The sequence below is a fragment of the Sphingomonas mali NBRC 15500 genome, from assembly GCF_001598415.1.
GTDB lineage: Bacteria > Pseudomonadota > Alphaproteobacteria > Sphingomonadales > Sphingomonadaceae > Sphingomonas > Sphingomonas mali.
The window spans coordinates 1-22,415 of the sequence record NZ_BCYX01000002.1 but is presented as its reverse complement, the minus strand read 5'-3'; the positions used below and the strand labels follow the sequence as shown (position 1 = coordinate 22,415).

Sequence of the window (22,415 nt, the reverse complement as noted above, 5' to 3'; positions counted from 1 at the left end):
TGCGCGACATCCTAGAAGTTCAGACTGAGCGTCAGCGTTCGCATATCGATCATCAGCCAGACCAGGAACAGCGCCGACAAGGCGATGATGATCGCCCAGAGGGTGGCGAGGCGCCGCTTGCCGGGGTTCCGCGCGATCACCCAGGCATTCCAGAAGGCCAGCGCGGTTCCGATGATCCCGAGGAGTGACAGGAATTGAAGCAGCCGCATCCAGCCATCGAGCCGGCCGTCGAAATTGCCGACATCGCTGCTCAGCGCTGCGATCATGCCCATCCAGCCTGCCGCCACGATCAGCATGATCCAGGCGGTCGCCCGCGTCGCGCGATGGAGCATCAGCGGGCGCCCCGTGATGCCGGAGCTGTACTTGTAACGACGACGCACGAGCGCGACGATCGGCCAGCCTAGCGCCGTCACCAGCATGACCGCCAGGGCCGCCAGCAGGACCGGCATGATCCAGCCCCAGTTCATGCCCGTCGATGCTGGCACGAACAGGAAGATCGGCGCATATCCGCGCGGCGCGAACGCCATTACCTTGCCGTCCTTCACGACGGCGCCGAGCCGATCCTCGCCGCCTACTTCCTGCCATTGCCATGGCGCCACTTCGCGCCAGCGTTTCGGCAGGCCCGCCGCATTGGTCAAGGCAGAGACAGTGATCGTGTTGTCGTCGTTCAACGCCACGGTCGGCTGGCCGATCAGGTTGGCGATCCGCAGCCAATTGGTTACCGAACCGCGGCTGCTGACATAATTGCCGACCATCAGGCGCCCGTGATCGGCGGCGGTCGCCAGCGTGGGAAGTGCCGCGGCCGTCGACGGAAAATAACGGTCGGTGAAGCTGTCGAACACGCGCTCGCGCAGGACATGCGCCGCGGCATCCTTGCCCGCGCTGTTGAACGACAGATAGAGGCCGACGCCTTTGTCGAGATAGAGGTGGAGATCCGAGTGGAACCAGTCGGTATCGCCGCCATGGCCGATGATGGTCAGGCCGTTGCGGTCCTCATGGTAGAAACCGAGCGCCATGCCCGGCAAACCGGGGATCGGCGTATTGGCGGTCGCGTACATCAACGCCGCCGTCTTGCGGTCGAGCAACGGGTTGTCGGCCGAAAGGTGCGCGATCATGAACTTCGCCATGTCTGCGCCGCTCGACGAGAGAGCGCCCGCTGGCGACATCGGAATGATCTCATAATCCTGCGGGTCGCCGGACGCGTTGGCATAGCCCTTGGCGAGCAACGGCTTCAGGTTCGCCGGCAAGGGCTGGGCGAAACTCGAATGCGCCATGCCGAGCGGCGCGAAGATATGCCGCTGCACATAGGCGGCGAACGGCTCACCCGAAACCCGCTGGACGATATAACCCGCCAGCGACGCGCCGTAATTCGAATAAGCGGGCATGCTGCCGGGAGCATAGATCCGGGCGGGAACCGCGCGCTTGAGCGCCGCGTCGAGCGGCGTCACGTGCGTCGGATCGGTCGAGATCAGATATTTCGCGGTTTCCTCGAACCCGGCGGTATGGGTCATCAGATTGCGCAGCGTGACGGGCTTGCCGTAGGCTGGCGGAATCTTGAAATCGAGATAGTCGTTGACGTCGCGGTCGAGATCGAGCTTGCCGGCCTGGACCTGTTGCATGACCGCGGTCCAGGTGAAGAGTTTTGAGATCGAGCCCGGGCGGAACAACGTATTGTCGGGGTCGACCCGTGCCCTCGTCTTCATATCGGAATAGCCGAAGCCGCGTTGCGTGAGGACCTTCCCGTCCTTGACCACGACGACGACCGCGCCCGCGATGTCGCCGGCGTCGAGGCCGTAGGGTATCAGACCGTCAAGCCAGCTATCGACATCGGTCTTGGTCAGGGTCGGGGTCGCGTCATCGCTCGGTATGGACGCCGCTTGGCCCGATCGATCCTGGGGCGGAGCTAGCGGACCGCCGGTATTCGGTTTTGGCCCTTGTGCGGTGACCGGCAATGTCACGAGCAGGAGCGAGGGCAGCGCGAGCCGAAGCAGGCGCGTGGCGGTGCTGAAGAATCCGGTGGGCATCAGAATTCGAATCCCGCTGTAAGGCCGATCGTGCGCGGGCGGATCGTGGCGATGTCGATCAGTCCGGCATATCGTCCACCATAGGGGCCAGCATAGGTCTGTCCCCCCGAATTGGTGAGGTTCTTGGCATAGATACTCACCGAAAACGGCTTCATGTCGATGCCCGCGCGCAGATCGACGCTTGCATAGCCGTCGAGGATGAGACGGTGACCGAACGTCGCCTGATAGGCCGCGTCGAAATCTGCGGGGCGATCGCTGATCGCCATGATCGACCCGCCGACAAAGGCCTTCACCTTGCCGCTGAGGGCCCAGTCATAGTCGGCCGAAAGATTGGCGGTCCATCGCGGCGCGTAGGGGAGCTGGTCGCCATCGGAACCGCCGACCAGGATGTTCCCCTTGAGCGCGGTATCATTGTAGGCGACCGATCCAACGACGATGAAGCCGCGCGTCGGTCGGAGCGTGGCGGTCACTTCGCCGCCATAGCTTTTGGCGCCTTCGCCATTGCCGTCCGCGGTGACCGGACCGATCGAGGTATCGAACGTCGTGGTGATCTGGGTGTTCTTCCAGTCGAGATAGTAAATGGAAGCATCGATCCCGAACGTCCGGTCGGGCGTCTCGGCGCGCACGCCCGCCTCGTAACTGATCAGCGTATCGGCCCTGAATTGCGCGGGATAGTCGGCGGGTGCGCCCGGCGGGACGACGTTGGGGCCGCCCGGCCGATAACCCTTGGCGACGCGGGCATAGATCGCGACCCGCTTATTGATCTCGTACCGCGGCGATACCGACCAGGTCCACACGCCTTCCGATGATTTTCCGAGCAATGTACCGTCGGCGCCCTGCACCGTGACGAACCCGCCCTGCAGGCTTTGTGTCGTCCGCTGTTCGTTGTGGCTGTAACGAACGCCCCCGGTGATGTCGAAGGCCGGCGTGATATGCCAGGTCACGCTCCCGAACCCGGCATATTCCTTGTACGTCGAGTCGAGCTCGGCGGTCAGGAAGTGCGCGAAGGGGAAGGGGGCTGCGGGCACTCCTGGTCCGAGCAGGTCCTGGGGGATGGTCCCGGCCTCGGGCAGCAAGGCGCCGGTAGCGGGATCGAACGGGCGGTAGAGCTGGAAGATGCGCCCCGGCTCGCGGGTGTAATAGCCGCCGATCTGCCATTCGATCCGGTCCGATTTTGCGGACGTCAGCCGGACCTCCTGGGCGAACTTCTTCTGGCTGATGTTCGACGGCTCGTCGGTGCCGAACGGCCCCGCCGCGCCGTAAAAGGGGCTGATGTCGCCCAGTTGCGGGGTGACGTCGATATCCTCGTGCTGCTTGAGCGTGGCGTAGCTGGTGACCGACGTCAGCGTCGCAAAGCCGAAATCATAGTCGATCGTGCCCGAGTAGAGCCGGTAATCGACGTCGTTGCGTTCCGGCAGGGTCTGATAGCGGAGCAGTCCCGATCCCGGCGCGCCGGTAAACGGGTCTGACGTGATCGGCGCGAGCGTCGCCGCATCGGCATCGATCGTATCGCGCCCGCGAGCGCGGATGTTCTGCGCCATCGCCGTCAGCCTGATCGAGAATTTGTCGCTCGGCTTGAACAATAAGGAGACGCGTCCGCCATAGCTGGCCGAGTGATTGACGTCCTTGGCGGCGATCCCGACGCTGTCGATATAGCCGGGCGTGTTACGATAGAAGCCGCTCGCGCGGATCGCGAGCGTGTCGGTGAGCGGCACGTTGATCACGCCGTTGCCCGACCAGCCGACGCCGCCGCCATCGACGGTTTCGACCCCGGCCTGGCCGCGCACCGAAACGCGATCGAACTTGGGGGCCGCGGTCACGTATTTGACCAGCCCGCCCAGCGAATTCGCACCATAAAGCGTGCCCTGTGGGCCGCGCAGCACTTCGATCCGCTCGATATCGAAGGGATCGATGTCTCCGGCGAGGTGCGCGGCGTTGGTCTGGCTGGTGCTCGATCCGAAAGGCGTGTCGTCGATATAGACCGCAACGGTCGGGCTGGCGCCGCCGGTGTTGATACCGCGCAGGATGATGCGGGTCTCACCGGCATTCTGTTGCTGAATGCTGAGGCCCGGGATCAGGGACGTGTAGTCGAGCAAGCTGGTCGCATGCCGTTGTTCGAGCACCTGGCTCGAGACGACGGTGATCGACTGCGGAACGTCGATCAGATTCTGGCTTCGCTTCTGGGCGGTCACGACGATGTCGTCATCATAGCCACGACTGTCGCTTGTCTGCGGTGAGCTGGTCGGGTCCATTGATTGCGCATGCGCGGCCGGTACCCCGATCGCCAACGCCGTCGAAGCCAGCCAGCATGTCCTTGCGCGAACCGCGAACGCCATTTCCAATCCCCTAAAATGCCACGGCATCATGAACCATGTTTCACTTTTGGCAACTGTTTTCTCCAACGCGCACGGCGGTTCCTCTGGGGCGCCCTTTGCGCTAGCGTGTAGGCACGAGGGGATCATGACCAAACCGACGAGCAACAATCATCCCGGGCGCTTGCTGCGGAGCGCGCGCATCGAACAGGGGCTTACGCTCAGGGCGTTGGCCGCACGTCTCGACATGCCATTTTCCACCCTGTCGAAACTCGAGAACGGCAAGATGGCGATGACCTACGACAAGCTAGTCAGGCTTGCGCAGGGGCTCGGCCTCGATCTCGGGACCCTGGTGGCAGGCGCCACGCCGACCGAACAACCGCCGGCCGCGCTCGGCCGCCGTAGCGTCTCGCGCGCGGGCGAGCGGAGTGGGGCGACTACCGAGCGCTACACCCACCTCTATCCGGCGGGCGACTTGCTCGACAAGATGATGGTGCCGATCATCATCGACGTGAAGGCGCGCAGCGTAGAGGAGGCGGGGGGGCTCATTCGCCATTCGGGTGAGGAATATCTCTACGTCCTGACCGGCGCGATGGAGCTGCATTCGGACCTCTATGCGCCGCTGGCGCTGGCCCAAGGCGACTCCGTCTATTTCGATAGCGGCATGGCGCACGTCTATGTCCGAATCGGCGAGGCACCGTGTCAGGTCTTGTCGGTTTGTGCGGGGCCGGGAATGCAGAGGTTCGCCAATTTGGCGGCGAGGACGGGCGTTTCTGGCGAAGCCGGCGACGGCGATAGCTGATCGGAAACTGTTTCTGATATTGAAACGAGGCGGCATCCGTGAGACACGGGAGCCATGGATACTGTCCTTTCGCTCACACATCGCCGCGAAGCCATGGTCTTTCGCGAGCCGTTCCGGATCTCCGGCTATCTGTTCGACTCGATGCCCGCGGTGATCGCGACCATTTCCGACGGGCGGGTCAGTGGCCGCGGCGAGGCGGCGGGGGTCTATTATCTCGGGGACGATCCGGATCATATCGACCGCGAACTCGAACGGTGCCGTTCGGCGGTTGAGGCAGGGATCGATCGCCGGGGATTGCGCGACCTGCTTCCCCCGGGGGGCGCGCGAAATGCGCTGGATTGTGCGTTATGGGAACTCGAATCGCTGAGAACGGGCGTGCCCGTCTGGAAACTTGCCGGGGTCAGGCGACCGGAGCCGATGGTCACGACCTTCACGCTGCCGGCAGAGGATCCAGCCGAGATTCTGCGCCGCCTGGCCGGCTTCCCCGCGCTGACCTCCATCAAGCTGAAGCTGGAAGGCGATCTGGCGGGCGACACCGACCGCGTACGGGCGGTGCGTGCCGCACGGCCTGACGTGTGGCTCGGTGTCGATGCCAATCAGGGATATGGCGGCGGCGATCTCGACCGGCTCGCGGCGATGCTCGTCGAGGAAGACGTATCGTTGCTCGAGCAACCGATTGCTCGCGGCGAAGAGGCGCTGCTCGACGGCTGGCGGTCGCCGATTCCCATCGCCGCGGACGAAAGCATCCAGGATATGGAGGAATTGGAAGAGCAGCATCAGCGCTTTCAGGTGTTGAACATCAAGCTCGACAAATGCGGCGGCTTGACCGAGGCGCTGATGATGGCGGAACGCGCACGTCAGCTCGGGCTCGGCGTCATGGTCGGCAATATGGCCGGCGGGACGCTTTCGGCGGCACCGGCATTCGTCCTGGCCCAGCTCTGCGACATCGTCGATCTGGACGGTCCGTGGTTTCTCGCCGACGATACGTTCGCCGCCGGGCTCTACGCCGATGGCAAGATCTCGGTGCCCACGGAAATCTGGGGAGCCGCTTAGACGCTCGTGCTCCGTTGCCGCGACTGGGCTATTTCGACCGTTTAGCCGGCCTTGACCTTGGTTCTCTCCCGCGGCCACAGGGTAGTGGCGGGAGGTCCTCAACCCACGCCGCTCCTGGCATCGCCGAATGAGGAGCGAATTTGTTCGGGTCGGGCGATCCTGGACGGTATCGATCTATCGTTTGCCGATCGTGTCTTTTGCCGAGAGCTCCGCCCGGCTGGCGGCGCGGCTGCGTCCCGACTTGGACCAGTCCTGATCTCCAGCTTGGAGGTAGACCGGGGATCGACACGACGGCAGCCTGATCGGATCGAAGGGGCGTGAACCGATGACGCAGATCGAGCGGCGGCAATTCTGGACGGCGATCCATCGCTATTCGGGACTGGCAATGCTCGTCTTCCTGGCGATCGCTGCGACCACCGGGTGCCTATTATGCTTCGAAAAGCCGCTCGACGCCTGGCTCAACCCCGAATTGTTCAGGCCGAGCAGCCCCGCGCTGGTCGAACCGCTCGCGGCGGTCGAGCGCCTCGAACGCAACCATCCCGACCTCGTCGCGACCTATTTCCCGGTCAACGCGACGGCGGGTCGCAACCTGACCGTCGCGGTTGAAGCCGCGCCCGGCAAACCGGCGCTCGGTTACGATCAGGTCTTCCTCGATCGCGCGACCGGAGCACTCGCGGGCACGCGCAAAACTGGCCCGGGCTGGGACCGCTCGCATCTGATGCAAGGTGTCTACCAATTCCATTTCACCTTGCTCGCGGGCGATTGGGGCCGCTGGCTGATGGGTTTGATCGCGCTGACCTGGCTGATCAGCAATCTCGTCGGTATCTACCTGACCTGGCCGCTCAAGCGCCCATATCTGCGTAACTGGAAGCGGACCTGGACCTTCAAATGGTCGAGCCCGCTGCCCCGCCTGTTGCTCGATCTTCACCGATCGAGCGGCCTGTGGCTGATCCTGCCGCTGACGGTGCTCGCCTTTACCTCGGTTGCGATGAACTTCTTCGGGGAAGCGCTGATCCCGGCGGTGAAGCTTCTGTCGCCAGCCCGGCCTTCGCCGTTCGATGGGCCAGCGCTGGCGAATCCCGTCGCGCGCACGGTCGATTATCGTCAGGTGCTTACGCAGGGCGCGGCGCTTGGGCGACGCAACCATCTCGGCTGGGCACCCGCGACGCTGCAATATGAACCCGATCGCGGGCTGGTCGGGCTACGCTTCAGCTCGGGCGGGATCGAGAATTACCGCGCGCTCGGACCGGTAACCTATTGGTTCGATGGGCGCGACGGGCGTTTCGTGAACGAAGACAATCCCTACAGCGACAGCGCCGGGTTCAAGCTGATGCGCTCGCTCTATCCGCTTCACACCGGCGAGATGATCGGGGCGGTCGGCATCGCGCTCGATCTGGTGCTCGGTGTCGTCACGCTCGGCATGTGCGTCACTGGAGTCTATCTCTGGCTCAAGCGCCGCCGCCCGCGCGTCTCGGCGCGCAAGGCCCGGCGCAAGCGCGCCGCAGCGGCCCGTGAGGCGAAGGCCGGGGTGGTATCGGTCGATGCTGGAAGAACAGCCTAAGCTTCCAACCGCCTGCGGTTGATCCGCCGCATCCAGCGGACCAGCGTGGGATCGGGGTGCCGGTCGAGTATCTCCCGCAACGTCTCGACATTCTCGTCCTGGCCAAGCTTGAAGCGCGGCTCGATCCGCGTGACGTCGGCGCGAAAGGCGATGATCGCCTTTTCCATCGCGCGATAGCGCGGGCCGGCATCGGCCGGGCGCCAGCCGGTCCGTTCCTCGGCATCCATCGCCTCGACCAGCGCGAGCAACGCGGCGTCACCGCCGGCCGGTTCGAGCGTGATCCTGGCCTCGATGCGCACTTGCCCGTAATTCCAGGTCGGCGCCCAACGCGGGTTGGTGACGTGACCGTTGGACACGTAACCCTGCGGTCCGGTGAACAGGATCAGCGCGTCCGGCGATTGCTCGAAGGCTGCGACCAGTGGATTGCGGCGACCCATATGGCCGATCAGCGTGGTGACGCGCCCTTCGGCATCGGTTCGCGCCAGCAAGGGCAGCAGATGCGGCTGGCGGGCGTCGGCACAGCGCGGCATCACCCAGGCCAGCGGATAGTCGGCGATCAGCGCCGCGATATCTTCATTCTCGATCGCATAGATCGAGAAGTCGACCAGCGTAAAACCAGTTGCTTCCGTGATCGCCTGCGCCGGGTCGGCTCCGCTCGGTTCGGTCAAAATTCAGCCCCTGTTCCCGGCCGTTGCCGGTATCGATGGCGCTGATGCTCCGCGCCTTTGGCCCAGGCGACAAGCGCCAAGTCCGACAAAGTGCGGGGACCAACCGCCCGCTTGTGCCGCGCCTGGGTTAGGCTAAGCTGGACCCATCCATATCGGACCAAAACGGGAGAAGTGGGGACCAATGCTGCGCCCCTGGAAGATCACTCTTGGCGAACGGATCGACCCCGGTCGGCCGACGCCGATCTATCTCCAGATCGTCCATGCGATCATCCACGAGATCGAGCGCGGACGCCTGTTGTCGGGCACCTTTCTCCCCAGCAGCCGCGAACTCGCCCAGCTGCTGTCGGTCAATCGCAAGACTGTCGTGCTCGCCTATGAGGACTTGATCGCGCAGGGCTGGCTGACATCGCACGGCACGCGCGGAACGATGGTCTCCACGCTGCACGACGATGACAAGCCGGCGCTGCCGTCGGCCGCGCGGCGCAATGCGGAAGCGGAGCGAGACCGTCCTGCCTATCGCTTCGAGCCAGCCCCCGAACGCCCGCTCGCCTGGTCGGCGGATCGTGGCATCAAGCTCGACGAAGGGTCGCCCGACGGCCGGCTGTTTCCCGTCGACGTGCTGAGCCGCGCCTACCGCACCGCGATCAAGCGCAGCGCGCGCGCCGACAGCATGTCGTATCGCGACCCGCGCGGGACGGCGCTGTTGCGGGCGACGATCGCCGACATGCTGAAGGCCGAGCGCGGACTGGCGGTAACCGCCGACCATATCTGCATCACGCGCGGCAGCCAGCACGGCATCTTCCTCGCCACCCAATTGCTGATCGCGCCGGGCGACGCCGTGCTGGTCGAGAAACTGACCTACGAACCGGCGGTCACCGCGTTCGCCGCGCGCGGTGCGCGGATCGTGCCGGTGGGGCTGGACGACCAGGGGATCGACGTCGACGATGTCGAGCGCGCCTGCCGCAGGCACAATGTGCGGGCGATCTTCCTGACGCCGCATCACCAATTCCCGACCACCGTGGCGCTGCGTCCCGAACGCCGGCTGCGATTGCTTGAGCTCGCGCGGCAGTTCGATTTCGCGCTGATCGAGGACGATTATGATCACGAATTCCATTTCGAATCGCAGCCGCTGCTGCCGATGGCGAGCTATGCGCCGGCGCGCGTCATCTATGTCGGATCGCTCTCCAAGCTGCTGCTGCCCGCGCTGCGGATCGGTTATATCGCGGCCCCGCCGCCGCTGATCGACGCGATCGCCCACCAGGTTTCGACGATCGACGGGATGGGCAACAGCTTCACCGAAGATGCGGTCGCCGAGTTGATCGAAAGCGGCGAACTTCGCCGCCACGCGCGCAAGGCATCGCAAATCTATGCCACACGCCGCAGCGCTTTTGCCGAGGCATTGCGGGAACGATTGGGCGACAAGGCGGATATTCGTGTGCCCGACGGCGGACTGGCCTTCTGGCTGCGCTTTCCGGACCCCGCATTACTCGAGCGGATCGAGCGGGCGGCGCCGGCACTGGGTCTCCGTTTCGCCGATTCACGCTCGTTCGCGACGAGCCCCGATGCCGAGCGCGGGCTGCGGCTCGGCTTCGCCAGTGCGACCGAGGCCGAAGCGCGCGCCGCGATCGCGCTGCTGGCTCAGGCAGCCGTGTAGCGCTGCTTCCCACCGACGAAGGTGTGCAGCACTTTCGCATCCTGGACCTTGAGCGGATCGGTCGTCAGCAGGTCGCGATCGAACACCGCGATATCGGCATAATAACCCGGCGCGAGCTGACCGGTGCGGTCTTCCATGAATCCCGACCAGGCATTGCCGCGCGTATAGGCGATCAAGGTCTGTTCGGCGGTCACCTTCTGGTCCGGCAGCCAGCCGCCGGGATTGGCGCCGTCGATCGTTCGCCGCGTCATCGCGGCATAGAGCCCGGTCAGCGGATCGAGCGGCGCCACCGGCCAGTCCGACCCAAAGGCGACATGCGCGCCGCTGTCGATCAGCGAGCGGAAGGCATAGGTGCCATTCAGCCTTTTCTCGCCGATCCTCTTCACTGCCCAGCGCCCATCGTCGATCGCATGAAATGGCTGCACCGAGGCGACGACGCCTTGTTTCGCAAAACGCCCGATGCTCGACGGGCGCAGATGCTGGGCATGCTCGATGCGGAAGCGGCGATCCTTGGGCCCGTTGGTCCGCGCGACATCGGCGAAAATATCGAGCATGTCGTCATTGGCGCGGTCACCGATCGCATGCGCCGCGACGTGCAAGCCATGTGCGTCGGCCGCGCCGATCCACTCGCGCAAATTGGCCAGGCTCGTCACGCGCACGCCGCGCTGGCCAGGTGCATCGGTATAATCGTCATAGAACACCGCGGTGCGCGAGCCGAGCGAGCCATCGGTCAGCGCCTTGACTCCGCCCCAGCGCAGCCAGTCGTCGCCGCGTCCTTCTTCCGCGACGATCTTGGCCATCTTCTCCCAATCGACCAGCGGCACGAAGGCGTAGAAGCGCATGTCGAGCGCCTTGCGCGCATGGAGCCGGCGCAACGGACCCCAGCTGGTCCAATCGATTTCGGGATTGTGAATGTGCGCGACGCCCTTGCCTAGGCCATGGCGGATACCCAGAAGGACGGCGTCATCGGCGTCGGCATCGCTCATCGGCGGAATGACGCGATCGACCAGCTTCGTCGCATTGTCCTTCAGCACGCCGGTCGGATTGCCCTGGGCGTCGCGGACGATCACGCCGCCCGCGGGATCCGGGGTGTTGCGGTCGATACCTGCCAGCTTCAACGCGACGCTGTTGAGCAGATAGGAATGCAGATCGGTGCGCGGCAGCGAAACCGGCGTGTCCGGGGTCGCGGCGTCGATCCACTCATGGGTGGGCAAGGCGCCGCCCAGCCTCTGTTCGTCCCACGTCCCGCCCAGGATCCATTTGCCCGGTCGCGCGCGCGCTGCCGCGCCCAGCCTGGCGGCGAAATCGGCGCGGTCGGTCGCGCTCAGCAAATCGGGCTGAGTCAACGTCACCGAGCCATGGAGGAAATGCGTATGGCCGTCGGTGAAGGCCGGCATGGCGAACGCGCCGCCCAGATCGATCACGCGCGTCCGCGCCGTCGTCCGCGCCTTCACGGCATCGGCACCGAGCACCGCGATGCGGTCGCCGACGATGCCGAGCGCGGTCGCGCGCGGCCGCCCCGGCATGCCGGTCCAGAACGATCCGTTGATCAACGCGACGTCGAGCCCGCGATCGGCGGCGAGCGCACCGGTCCGTATCGCCAGCGCGGCGGCGGCGGTGGCCCCCAGAAAGGTGCGGCGATCCATCATCTGCTCCCCTGTCGTTCGCGACCGGTCGATGCTGCTCGCTACCACCGCGATTGCGAAACATCCAAGCTCGCGAGGGCGACGGGTCCAAGCATTGGACCCGTCGATATCCGCATTTTGGATGTTTCCGGTTCTCCAATCTGGACCAAGCTGCAACGGTGTAGGGGCGCCGGCGACATCGGGCGAAAGCGACAGACAGTCCGAGCGAGGCGCAGCAGGAGACACTCAGCGGCCTGTCCGCGCTCGAACGAAGGGGTCCAACGTGCGCATTTCTCGCTCTCTCAGAACCACGTCTGTCGCCGCACTGGCGCTCGGGATCGCGCTCGCCGCGCCCGGCATGGCGCACGCGCAATCGGCCGCCACGGCGCCCGCCAACGCCAACGACGACAGCTACGCTAACAACGGTCAGGACATCATCGTCACCGCGACCAAGCGCGCGGAGAGCCAGAGCCAGATCGCCATGCCGATCAGCGCGATCAGCGGCGATCAGCTCAACAAGATGAACGCCAACAGCCTGTCCGACTATATCAACCGCCTGCCCGGCGTGGTGTTCAACGATTATCAGCCAGGTGTGTCGGAGGTCGTGATCCGCGGCATCGCGGCGACCACCTATCACGAACAGGGCCAGACAACGGTCGGCTATTATCTCAACGAAATCAACGTCGTCGAGCCGGGCTTCCCGATCGGCATTCCCGATGTCGACACGTTCGACCTCGACCGCGTCGAGGTGTTGCGTGGACCGCAGGGCACGCTGTTCGGGTCGTCGACCCTGGGCGGCCTGGTCAATTACGTCGTCAAGACCGCCGATCCGACCAAGGTCGATGCCGCGGCCGAAGGGCTGATCGGGTCGACCGCGCATTCCGGCGGCGACCTCAATTATGCCGGCAAGGTCATGGTCAACCTGCCAATCATCAAGGACAAGCTGGCGGTCCGGGTGATGGCGCTACAACGCTACGATGCCGGCTTCATCGACAATATCGGGCTGACGCCGGAGAAGAAGGGCAGCAATGATTTCCGCACGCGCGGCTTGCGCGGATCGATCGTGTTCACGCCGTTCGAGGGGACCAAGATCACCTATCTCGGCGCCTATCAGGACACCAAGCTCGACGACCAGACCTATATCACCTACGCCAACAGCTATAGCCGCAGCACCGGCCGGGTCGAACCGCAAACGACCAGCTTCTTCCTCAACAGCCTGCGCCTCGACCAGGACCTGGGCGACGTCGCGACGCTGACCGTGCTCGGCGCGATCGACGAGAAGAAGAACTACACGCTCTTCACCGACCCCTATGGCTACGTCACTGGCACCTTCACCGGGCCGAACGTGGCCTATGATTATGCCAATGCCAACGCGAACATAAAGACGATCGAAGGACGGGTCGCGTCGAAGGACAATGGCGGCCCGCTCAACTGGCTGATCGGCGTCAGCTATATGCGCGCGACCAAATTCTCCTACGACCAGATGTTCGCGCCGGGCGCCAATGCATACATCACCGCCAATCCGGGCGGCTTCGCCTATCCGGCCTCGGTGCTGGCGCCCAACGACCGCATCTACGGCTATCTGTCGGACACGCTGAACACCGATTTCGGCGTATTCGGCGAAGCGACCTGGAAGCCGATCAAGGGATTCGAGATCACCGTCGGCGGACGCTATTACAGCACCCGCGCCGAGGGCGACGTGACCAACAAAGCGGGCTTCGTCAGCGGCAGCCCGGTCGATTTGTCGGGGCATACCGACCAGAAGGACCATGGCTTCACGCCCAAGGCCTCGCTGGCATTCCGCCCCAATTCGCATTTCCTCGCGTACATGACCTATTCGCGCGGCTATCGCGTCGGCGGGATCAATCCCAATGCCGGCCTGCTGCCGACCATTCCCACTGCTTATGCCAGCGACAAGGTCGACAATTACGAAGCCGGCATCAAGACCACCTTGTGGAACCGGCTGACGATCGACGCCTCGATCTACAATATCGACTGGCACGGCATCCAGGCGCGCCTGTTCGGACCGGCGCCGCAATATTATTCCTATGTCACCAATGCCGGCAGCGCCAACATCGTCGGTGTCGAGTTCGCCGGATCGTTCCGCGCCACACACGCACTGACGCTGAGCACCAACGTCACCTATTCGGATGCCGAGCTGACCACTTTCCTGCCCGATACGTTCGCGGTGGGCGGCGGCTACGTCTCGGGATCGACGCTGCCGGGATCGTCCAAATGGTCGGTCGCGAACACGATCAGCTATGATCGCGACGATTTGCCGGGCAAGCCGTCGTTCGAGATCGCGCATCGTTACCTGTCGAAGGCCCCGGTGGCGTTCGGATCGACCAGCACGCGCGGCGATTTCAACATCTTCGACGCGCGCGCCTCGTTCACCCTGGCGAGCCATTTCCGGCTGACCGGCTTCGTCAACAATATGTTCAACGAATACGGCATCCTCAACGCGCCGTTCACGTCGCAGTTCGCTCCCGCTTATTCGATCGTGCGCCCGCGCACCTATGGACTTCGCATCGACTGGAAGCTGTAACGGTGCGGATCATGATCCGCCGTCTCACCGCCGCCTTGCTGATCGCGCTGTCCCCCGTGCCGATGGTACGGGGGGCGGACGAGCCGGCGCCGGTACCTACCGCATCGGGCGGACCGGTCACGCCCGACGACATCATGAAGCTGCGCGACATGCGCGACGTCGCATTGTCGCCCGATGGCCGCACGGCGCTGTTCACCGTGCAGGCGCAGATGGCGACCTTCGCCTCGCCGCATCAGACCATCTGGGCGGTGCCGAGCGATGGCAGCGCCTCGGCACGACCGTTCATCGTCAGCGCGGGCGTCGACAGCGCGCCGCACTGGTCGCCTGACGGCAAATGGATCGCGTTCCTGTCCAACCGGCCCAACCCGCTGGCGACCGACAAGGGCGGGAGCTTCGCCTTCTCGATGACGACCGCCGCCGGTCCCAATCCGCCGGTCGCCGGCACGCCGCCGGCAGGGGCGGCCGAGCCCGGCGCCGCCTCCACCCAATTGTGGCTGATGCCGGTGAGCGGCGGCGAGGCGATCCCGCTGACCGCGATGCCCGGCGACGTCAACGATATCGCCTGGTCGCCCGACGGCAAGCAGATCGCCTTCCTGAGCGTCGACCCGCAATCGCCCCAGGAGAAACAGGCGATCGCCGGCGGCGCGAACTGGACCGAGATCGACGGCGACCGCCATTTCAGCCGGCTGTGGATCCTCGACCTCGCCAGCCACGCCGCGCGCCGCGTCTCGCCCGAAGGGGTCAATGTCAGCGCGATGGACTGGTCGCCCGACGGTAAGCGGATGGCGTTGCGCGTCGCCGACACGACCCGGATCAACGATTTTTTCTACCATTCTCGACTTGTCCTGTTCGACCCCGCGAACGGCACGATCGGCAAGACCGTGCTGGAGAATGCCGCCGAGGGGCCGTTCTGGTCGGCCGACGGCAAATCGATCCTGGGCGAGGCGATCCGGCTGCCGGGTTTCATCGGGCTGGGTTTGCGCGTCTTCGACCTCGACACGGGCGCGGTTCGTCCGCTCGCCGACGATCATCCCGGCCTGTTCACCAATGTCCGCTGGTCGGCCGACGGCAAATCGGTGCTGGCGCTGTCGTTCGAGAAGACGCGCTCGACTATCGTGCGGATCGACCGGCAAAAAGGGACGGTGGTCCCGGTCGCGGCACTCGACGGCGAATCGAGCGACTTCGACATCAGCCGCGACGGCCGCCAGATGGTCGCGGCGCTCTCCAGCCCCGACCGCCCAGCCGACGTCTGGGCCATCGCCGACGGGAAAGCGCGCGCGATCACCAGGATCAACGCCCAGGTCGCCGACTGGAAGCTCGGCAAGGTCAGGGAGATCAGCTGGCGCAACAGCAAGGATGGCAAGACAATCTACGGCGTGCTCGTCACCCCGCCGGATTATGTGCCCGGCACGCCGACCAAGATGGTGGTCGAGATACATGGCGGTCCCGAATGGGCATGGTGGTCGGGCTGGCTCGGCAGCTGGCACGAATGGGCGCAGATGCTCGCGACGCACGGCTATGTCGTGTTCCTGCCCAATCCGCGCGGATCGGACGGCCAGGGCACCGATTTTGCCCGCGCGGTCGGCAACGACTGGGGCGGGATGGATTATCAGGACGTGATGGACGGGGTCGACGCGCTGATCGCGCAGAAGGTCGCCGACCCCAACCGGCTCGGCATCGGCGGCTGGAGCTATGGCGGGTTCATGTCGGCCTGGGCAGTGACGCATGGCGACCGCTTCAAGGCCGCGGTGGTCGGCGCCGGGCCCACGGACCTCGTGCCGTTCGCACGGATTACCGACACGCCCGACTTTCCGCTCGGTTATTATGGCGATGTCACCACAAATATGGCCGCTTACGATCGCAGCTCATCGGCGCGGATGCTCGCGAATGTCCGAACGCCTGTCCTCGTATTGCATGGCGAGGGCGACACTCGAGTACCCGTGACGTTGGGCCTCGAATTCTATCGCGGCTTGAAGATGTTGGGGAAGGAGGCGGAGATGGTGAAATATCCGGGCGAGCCGCACTGGTTCCACGATCCCGCGCACCAGCGCGATATCCAACGCCGCGTACTCGGTTGGTTCGACGGCCATCTCTGATCGCTCACCGCAACTGGAATGGCAACTGGCAATCCGGTCGGCACCTTTTGGGGTGCCGCCACGCCGACGTGACCGGCTTTGGTATGGAAATGCTTTAATATCAATCATCTGTCTGTTAGCGTGGATTCCTCCTCCGCTACCCCTTGCATCATCCGCTTGGTGGTCGCCCGGCAGTTCGGGCGCCAGCGGGTCGGCCGTGGCTGGGGCATCGACCGGCTTTCCCGCAGCGATCGTCACCCAATGGATCAGGCTGCGGATTGAAGTCATGACGCCTCAAATGCCGTTTCGGCGGCAAGGAAAAATTGCCCAGTTTCCGGTTTTCCGCAGATTCCTGAACGCACCACCTTCCCAAAGTAGAATTGCCAGCAGGATCGAGGCGTCGGACAGACCTCGGAATGGCGTGGTTCCTCCCCCTCATTGCCGCCGCGATGCCGCCTCCGCCTGCGGGCCCGGAGGGCGATGCGAGCGACATTGTCATCGTGGCGACGCCGCTCGGCAATCGCGACGATCGCGTGCCGGCGCCGCCGGCCGAGATCGTGCTCGCCGCCGATATCGACCGGGCGCATGCGCTTGACATTACCGACTATCTTCGCCGCATGTCGGGCGGCGTGTTCATCAACGACGTCCAGAACAACCCGCTGCAGCCCGACGTCAATTATCGCGGCTTTACCGCGTCGCCGCTGCTGGGAACGCCGCAAGGGCTGTCGATCTATCTCGATGGCGTACGCCTCAACCAACCGTTCGGCGACGTCGTCAGTTGGGACCTCATTCCCAAATCGGCCATCGCGCGCATAAGCATCGTGCGGGGATCGGATCCGCTGTTCGGGCGCAATTCGCTGGGCGGCGCGATCGCGATCGTCACCAAGGACGGGGCGGCCAACCGCGGTTTCGAGCTGGAGGTGAGCGGGGGATCGTGGGGTCGTCGCACCGTGGAGGCGCAGGCCGGCGGGTCGATCGGCGGTGGCGTGGACCTGTTCGCCAGCGGCGACTGGTTCGAGGAACGGGGCTGGCGCGATGCCTCGCCATCGCGGGCGTTTCAGGCGTTCGGCAAACTGCGCTGGCGCGGCGCCAACACCTCGGTCTCGCTGTCGGGGAGCCATGCCGATACCGACCTCAACGGCAATGGCTTGCAGGAAATGCGGTTGCTGGCGGCCGATCGTGCCAGTGTCTACTCTCAGCCCGACACGACCCGTAACCGGGCCTGGTTGGTCAATCTGTCGGCCGCGCACCGCTTTTCCGATCGGCTGTCGCTTTCGGGTACCCTCTTCTGGCGGCGTATCGACACGGATACGATCAACGGCGACATCAATGACGACGCGTTGGGCGAGAATGTCTATCAACCCAACGCAGCCGAGCGTGCGGCGCTGGCGGCCGCCGGCTATTCGGGCTTTCCCTTGGACGGGGAGACGCAGGCCAATACGCCGTTCCCCAAATGGCGGTGCATCGCGAATATCCTGCTCGACAGCGAACCCAACGAGAAATGCAATGGGCTGCAGAACCGGTCGAGGGATCGCCAGCGCGAATGGGGCGCTTCCGGCGAACTGACCTGGGAAGGGCCTTTGGCGGGCGCGCGCAGCCGGACGACGTTGGGGCTCGGCTACGTGCGATCGGTGGTCGATTTCTGGCAACAATCACAATTCGGCTATCTCACGCCAAATCGCAGCGTCGCGACCGTCACCGGACCCGGCGCCTTCGCCGACGGCTCGCAGGATTCCGAGAACGCGTTCGACGCCCGCGTCGATCTCAATGGCCGGACGGCGACGTTCAGCGCTTACGGACTGGAATCGCTGACCATCGGCAAACTGACGATCGACCTGTCGGCACGGTACGACCGAACGGCAATCCGTAACCGCGACCGCATTTCTCCCGGCGGCGGCACCGGCAGTCTGGATAGCGATCAGGTATTCGCGCGCGTCAATCCGTCCGCGGCCATTCGCTGGAGGCCGGTTCGTGGCGTGACGTTCGACGCGGCGCTCGGCCAGACCAGTCGCGCGCCTTCGGCAGTCGAACTGGGCTGCGCGGACCCGGCGAGTCCGTGCCGGTTGCCCAATGCGCTTGCCGGCGACCCGCCGCTCAAACAGGTGATCGCAACGACGATGGAGGCGGGAACGAACCTGACCGTGGCGTCGTTCGCGCTGCGGATCGGGCTGTTCCGCACGGTCAGTCGCGACGACATCCTGTTCGTCGCCAGCCAGGCTTCGGGATTCGGCTATTTTCGTAATTTCGGCCGCACCCGACGCCAGGGAATCGATGTCGACCTGAGCGGCACGATCGGCCCCGTGCGCGTGTCGGCACATTACACGTTGCTCGACGCCACCTATCGCAGCCCGGAACTGGTCGATGGCTCGGCGAACAGCAGCGCGGACGGCGTCGCGCCGGGTTTCGGCGGCGCTATCGCCATCGCGAAGGGAGACCGCATTCCGTTGGTTCCACGCGACATTTTCAAGGCGGCGATCGGCTGGGACGTCGCGTCCTTCCTGACGCTCGATCTCGACATGATCGCCTCGTCAGGCGCCTATGCGCGCGGCAACGAGAACAATGCGCATCAACCCGATGGTGTCTATTATCTCGGCCCGGGGCGAACCGCGGGCTATGCGGTGGTCAATGCAGGAATGGAATTGAAGCCGAGTAAGGCGGTGCGTTTCTTCCTCCAGGTCGGCAACCTGTTCGACAAGCGCTATGCGACCGCCGCGCAACTCGCGGCGACGGGGCTCGACGCGCACGGGAATTTCGTCGCTCGGCCGTTCGCCGGGCCGGTGATCGGCGGGGAGCGACCGCTGCAATATTCGACCTTCAGCGCGCCGGGGGCGCCGCGATCGCTCCGCATCGGTGCGCGCTTCCGCTTCTAGGTCCGGGGTCAGCAAAGCCGAAACTGTTGCAGTGCCGGCCCCCGCTAACGCTCGGGTGTCGCGGCAACGGTCGGCAGGTCCATATCGCGCCAGCCATCGAGCCCCTCCGCATACCAGCGCACGTCGCGGACGCCGGCACGCCGCAGCCGCAGCGCGGCGTTCCAGCTCATCCAGCAATCGGCGTAGCAGAACACCACCACGGGCTTCCCGCGATGGCCCGCTTGCAGGCGCCGGACTCCTTGCGTCAGCCAGCGATCGATCCCGGTTGCGAGTACCCCGCGTCCGCTGTCCGGAAACCAGTGCGCGCCTGGGATCGTGCGATGCACTTCGTACAGCGCCCACCGCCCCGTCGCGGCGTCGCGGACGCCTGCTGCCGGGCTCGCGTCGACGAAGATCGCGCGCCGCGTGCGCCACAGTGTCCGTGCCGCCGCACCGTCGATCCGCGTCACGCCGTCGGGTGGCGCGGGCACGACGCCACGATAATGCGTCAGGCGATAGCCTTGGACGGGATCGAACAAAGGCGCCGTGTCCTGCGCCAAACTCAGTCCCAGCAGTCCCAGCGCGGCGACCATACTCCAGCTCATCGGATTGGCTCCTTGGACCAAGGTGCAATGTAGCCCGCCACATTGGGCCGGTAACTTGGCCTTTGGGAGAAGGCTATGATGAGCAGGGTTGCGTCCTATTCGGCGGCCGTCGTGGCGATGGTCGTGGCCGCGCCTGCCCAGGCGGCATTGCCTGCCGATCCGCTCGGCTCCCCGATGTGGCAACGGCTCGGCAAGAGCCTGTTCGGCGACGCGCCGGTACGGTTCGATCCGCGCGTCCGGGTGATTTTCCCCGACATTGCCGAAAATCAGCGCCAATTTCCGGTCGCGATCGATGCTCGCGGCATTGTCGGTGTGAAGCGCATCCTGCTGTTCGCCGACCTCAATCCGATACCGCTGGCGGTCGACTATACGCTGGGCGCGGCGCAGCCCTATTTTTCTACGCGCATCAAGCTCGATCAGCGCACGCCGGTGCGCGGGGCCGTGCAACTCGCCGACGGTAGTTGGCTTGTCTCGGGTGGGTGGATCGATGCGGCCGGTGGTGGATGCTCGCTGCCGCCCATCAGCCGCGTCAAAGGCGATTGGGCGCAGCACCTGGGGGAGGTGCGGGGAGTCGCCAGACGGGTCGCGGGCGCGACGCGCGTTCGTCTGGCTTTTCGCCATCCGATGGACACCGGACTGATCGGCAATATCCCGACCTACAACCTCGAGGAGGTGGTGCTGACCGGTGCGGAGGGGCGTCGGTTCGGCGACCTGCGGATCGAGGCGTCGGTCGCCGAGGATCCCGAATTTGCGCTAATCGTCGACGCTCTGCCGGGCGAGGAGATCGCCATGGCCGGACGCGATACCAACGGCATCGACTATGCCGCGCGGCTGATGCCGACGACCGTTGCCGCGCCGCGTTGAACATGATCGATCGTCGCGCGGTGCTTGCCATACTCGCCGCCGGCGTGGCGGCGCCACTTCACGCAGTGCCGCTGCGCTATACGATCGATCCCCAGCCGGTCGCTCCAGACTTGTGGGTGGTGCGAGGCGTGGATGCGCCGATCGACCATGCCAATGGCGGGGCGATCGCGAATATCTCGATCCTGCGCACGGCAGCGGGGACCGTGCTCGTCGATTGCGGTCCATCACTGCGCTACGGCCAGCAGCTCAAAGCGGCGGCCGAAGCGCTGACCGGCATGCCCGTGATCCGTGTGTACCTGACGCATTTGCACCCCGACCACATCTATGGCGCGGCCGCATTCGATCGCTCGATCGTCGCGGCGACGCCCGCTTTGGCCAGATCGCTGGAAACGCTCGGCCCGAGCTTTTCGGATGGCATGTATCGGCTGCTCGGCGATTGGATGCGTGGGACCGAATTCGCCGCGCCGGGAAAGGTGCTCGGCGAGGACCATGAGACGTTCGGCGATCGCCGCCTCGATCTCTACCCGCTCGCGGGGCACAGCGAGGCCGATCTCGCCATCGTGGATGCCACGACGGGCATGCTAATCGCCGGGGACCTGGTGTTCCACGATCGCGCGCCGTCTACGCCGCACGCCGATATCGCACGATGGCTGGCCTCGCTCGACCGCCTGGGGACGATCGGCCATCGTGCGGTGATACCAGGCCATGGACCCATCGATCCAACGCCGGGCGCCGCCATCGACCAGACGCGCGATTGGCTATCATGGCTCCGCGACACGCTCGATCGCGCCGTCGCAGAAGGGCTCGACGCGGTCGAGGCCGGGAATCTGGCGATTCCCGATCGTTTCGCTGCGCTGCAGGCCGCGCGCTATGAATTGCAACGCTCGGTTGCCCATTTCTTCTCGCGGATCGAGGAACAGGCGCTGCCTCGCGTCGACCTCAGGCGCTGACCGGCTCACCGCCGACCCGGTTCGCCACCAGGTCGTCGACCACCGCCGGATCGGCCAGGGTCGAGGTGTCGCCAAGGCTCGATACGTCGCCCTCTGCGATCTTGCGCAGGATGCGGCGCATGATCTTGCCCGAGCGGGTCTTGGGCAGGCCAGCCGCGAATTGCACCGCGTCGGGGGTAGCGATCGGGCCGATCTCGACCCGCACCCACTTGACCAGGTCGCGCCGCAGGTCTTCCGATGGCTCCTCGCCGACGTTCAGCGTGACATAGGCGTAGATGCCCTGGCCTTTGATGTCGTGGGGGAAGCCGACCACTGCCGCCTCGGCCACTTTCGGATGGAGCACCAGCGCGCTTTCGACCTCGGCGGTGCCCATGCGGTGCCCGCTGACATTGATCACGTCGTCGACGCGGCCGGTGATCCAATAATAGCCGTCCGCGTCGCGGCGCGCGCCGTCACCGGTGAAATATTTGCCCGGAAAGGTCGAGAAATAGGTCTGAAAGAACCGCGCGTGATCGCCCCAGACGGTGCGCATCTGGCCCGGCCAGCTGCGCGCGATGACCAGCGCTCCTTCGGTCGCACCGTCCAGCACGTGACCCTCGCCATCGACCAGTTGCGGCTCGACGCCAGGGAGTGGCCAGGTCGCCGATCCCGGCTTGAGCGGAGTCGCGCCGGGCAATGGCGCGATCATCCCTGCGCCGGTTTCGGTCTGCCACCACATGTCGATGATCGGGCAGCGATCGTCGCCCACGACATGGTGATACCAGCGCCATGCCTCCGGATTGATCGGCTCGCCCACCGAGCCGAGCAGCCGCAGCGATTTGCGGCTGG

Annotated in this window: 15 protein-coding genes; 9 read left to right on the top strand and 6 right to left on the bottom strand. The window is 65.2% G+C overall.

Annotation, left to right across the window (positions count from 1 at the left end; all coding sequences use genetic code 11):
* Nucleotides 1-11: 11 nt before the first annotated feature.
* A complete protein-coding gene (locus tag SMA01S_RS02250; RefSeq protein ID WP_066816891.1) occupies nucleotides 12-2,024 on the bottom strand; it encodes a serine hydrolase in 2,013 nt (670 codons plus the stop codon).
* Nucleotides 2,024-4,360 (bottom strand): TonB-dependent receptor, encoded by a 2,337-nt coding sequence (locus SMA01S_RS02245; protein WP_066816889.1) that lies wholly within the window; start codon nucleotides 4,358-4,360, stop codon nucleotides 2,024-2,026. Before SMA01S_RS02245 ends, SMA01S_RS02250 begins: the two co-directional genes overlap by 1 nt.
* 124 nt (nucleotides 4,361-4,484) lie before the next feature.
* Between SMA01S_RS02245 and SMA01S_RS02240 the strand changes: the two genes are divergently transcribed.
* From SMA01S_RS02240 to SMA01S_RS02230, 3 genes are all read left to right on the top strand, one after another.
* Nucleotides 4,485-5,138 (top strand): helix-turn-helix domain-containing protein, encoded by a 654-nt coding sequence (locus tag SMA01S_RS02240; RefSeq protein WP_066816887.1) that lies wholly within the window; start codon nucleotides 4,485-4,487, stop codon nucleotides 5,136-5,138.
* 54 nt (nucleotides 5,139-5,192) lie between these two features.
* The gene (locus SMA01S_RS02235; protein WP_066816885.1) at nucleotides 5,193-6,191 is read left to right on the top strand and encodes a dipeptide epimerase; all 999 of its coding nucleotides are present in this window, start codon (nucleotides 5,193-5,195) and stop codon (nucleotides 6,189-6,191) included.
* A gap of 325 nt (nucleotides 6,192-6,516) precedes the next feature.
* A complete protein-coding gene (locus SMA01S_RS02230) occupies nucleotides 6,517-7,752 on the top strand; it encodes a PepSY-associated TM helix domain-containing protein (RefSeq protein WP_066816883.1) in 1,236 nt (411 codons plus the stop codon).
* On the opposite strand, the gene SMA01S_RS02225 is transcribed toward SMA01S_RS02230, so the two are convergent.
* A complete protein-coding gene (locus tag SMA01S_RS02225; RefSeq protein ID WP_245649118.1) occupies nucleotides 7,749-8,420 on the bottom strand; it encodes an FMN-binding negative transcriptional regulator in 672 nt (223 codons plus the stop codon). The two genes, SMA01S_RS02230 and SMA01S_RS02225, sit on opposite strands and share 4 nt — an antisense overlap.
* Before the next feature lie 181 nt (nucleotides 8,421-8,601).
* Between SMA01S_RS02225 and pdxR the strand changes: the two genes are divergently transcribed.
* Nucleotides 8,602-10,074 carry a MocR-like pyridoxine biosynthesis transcription factor PdxR gene (gene pdxR / locus SMA01S_RS02220; protein WP_066816881.1) on the top strand — a complete coding sequence of 491 codons (1,473 nt, stop codon included), beginning with the start codon at nucleotides 8,602-8,604 and terminating at the stop codon, nucleotides 10,072-10,074.
* Here the strand turns inward: pdxR and SMA01S_RS02215 are convergent.
* Nucleotides 10,059-11,720: an amidohydrolase gene (locus SMA01S_RS02215; RefSeq protein WP_245649117.1), complete on the bottom strand. Its 1,662-nt coding sequence runs from the start codon at nucleotides 11,718-11,720 to the stop codon at nucleotides 10,059-10,061. The two genes, pdxR and SMA01S_RS02215, sit on opposite strands and share 16 nt — an antisense overlap.
* 262 nt (nucleotides 11,721-11,982) lie before the next feature.
* Between SMA01S_RS02215 and SMA01S_RS02210 the strand changes: the two genes are divergently transcribed.
* From SMA01S_RS02210 to SMA01S_RS02200, 3 genes are all read left to right on the top strand, one after another.
* Nucleotides 11,983-14,244 (top strand): TonB-dependent receptor, encoded by a 2,262-nt coding sequence (locus SMA01S_RS02210; RefSeq protein ID WP_245649116.1) that lies wholly within the window; start codon nucleotides 11,983-11,985, stop codon nucleotides 14,242-14,244.
* A gap of 11 nt (nucleotides 14,245-14,255) precedes the next feature.
* Nucleotides 14,256-16,340 (top strand): S9 family peptidase, encoded by a 2,085-nt coding sequence (locus SMA01S_RS02205; protein WP_157093752.1) that lies wholly within the window; start codon nucleotides 14,256-14,258, stop codon nucleotides 16,338-16,340.
* 395 nt (nucleotides 16,341-16,735) lie between these two features.
* Nucleotides 16,736-19,189 carry a TonB-dependent receptor gene (locus SMA01S_RS02200; protein WP_084249985.1) on the top strand — a complete coding sequence of 818 codons (2,454 nt, stop codon included), beginning with the start codon at nucleotides 16,736-16,738 and terminating at the stop codon, nucleotides 19,187-19,189.
* Between the two features lie 44 nt (nucleotides 19,190-19,233).
* On the opposite strand, the gene SMA01S_RS02195 is transcribed toward SMA01S_RS02200, so the two are convergent.
* Nucleotides 19,234-19,773, bottom strand: coding sequence for a rhodanese-like domain-containing protein (locus SMA01S_RS02195; RefSeq protein ID WP_245649115.1), 540 nt, complete (start codon nucleotides 19,771-19,773; stop codon nucleotides 19,234-19,236).
* 78 nt (nucleotides 19,774-19,851) lie between these two features.
* On the opposite strand from SMA01S_RS02195, the gene SMA01S_RS02190 reads away from it, so the two are divergent.
* The gene (locus SMA01S_RS02190) at nucleotides 19,852-20,637 is read left to right on the top strand and encodes a quinoprotein dehydrogenase-associated SoxYZ-like carrier (RefSeq protein WP_066817470.1); all 786 of its coding nucleotides are present in this window, start codon (nucleotides 19,852-19,854) and stop codon (nucleotides 20,635-20,637) included.
* A 2-nt stretch (nucleotides 20,638-20,639) separates the two neighbouring features.
* Complete coding sequence (locus SMA01S_RS02185; protein ID WP_066816878.1) at nucleotides 20,640-21,587, top strand: quinoprotein relay system zinc metallohydrolase 1; 948 nt, start codon at nucleotides 20,640-20,642, stop codon at nucleotides 21,585-21,587.
* Here the strand turns inward: SMA01S_RS02185 and SMA01S_RS02180 are convergent.
* Nucleotides 21,577-22,415 (bottom strand): AMP-binding enzyme (locus tag SMA01S_RS02180; RefSeq protein ID WP_157093751.1); only part of this gene is annotated, 839 nt, incomplete at its 5' end. The two genes, SMA01S_RS02185 and SMA01S_RS02180, sit on opposite strands and share 11 nt — an antisense overlap.

Bases quoted from the DNA above. Each gene is read 5' to 3' on its own strand.
- SMA01S_RS02250 (WP_066816891.1), bottom strand. From the start codon at position 2,024: ATGCCCACCGGATTCTTCAGCACCGCCACGCGCCTGCTTCGGCTCGCG.
- SMA01S_RS02245 (WP_066816889.1), bottom strand. From the start codon at position 4,360: ATGGCGTTCGCGGTTCGCGCAAGGACATGCTGGCTGGCTTCGACGGCG.
- SMA01S_RS02240 (WP_066816887.1), top strand. From the start codon at position 4,485: ATGACCAAACCGACGAGCAACAATCATCCCGGGCGCTTGCTGCGGAGC.
- SMA01S_RS02235 (WP_066816885.1), top strand. From the start codon at position 5,193: ATGGATACTGTCCTTTCGCTCACACATCGCCGCGAAGCCATGGTCTTT.
- SMA01S_RS02230 (WP_066816883.1), top strand. From the start codon at position 6,517: ATGACGCAGATCGAGCGGCGGCAATTCTGGACGGCGATCCATCGCTAT.
- pdxR (WP_066816881.1), top strand. From the start codon at position 8,602: ATGCTGCGCCCCTGGAAGATCACTCTTGGCGAACGGATCGACCCCGGT.
- SMA01S_RS02215 (WP_245649117.1), bottom strand. From the start codon at position 11,720: ATGGATCGCCGCACCTTTCTGGGGGCCACCGCCGCCGCCGCGCTGGCG.
- SMA01S_RS02205 (WP_157093752.1), top strand. From the start codon at position 14,256: ATGATCCGCCGTCTCACCGCCGCCTTGCTGATCGCGCTGTCCCCCGTG.
- SMA01S_RS02200 (WP_084249985.1), top strand. From the start codon at position 16,736: ATGGCGTGGTTCCTCCCCCTCATTGCCGCCGCGATGCCGCCTCCGCCT.
- SMA01S_RS02195 (WP_245649115.1), bottom strand. From the start codon at position 19,773: ATGAGCTGGAGTATGGTCGCCGCGCTGGGACTGCTGGGACTGAGTTTG.
- SMA01S_RS02190 (WP_066817470.1), top strand. From the start codon at position 19,852: ATGAGCAGGGTTGCGTCCTATTCGGCGGCCGTCGTGGCGATGGTCGTG.
- SMA01S_RS02185 (WP_066816878.1), top strand. From the start codon at position 20,640: ATGATCGATCGTCGCGCGGTGCTTGCCATACTCGCCGCCGGCGTGGCG.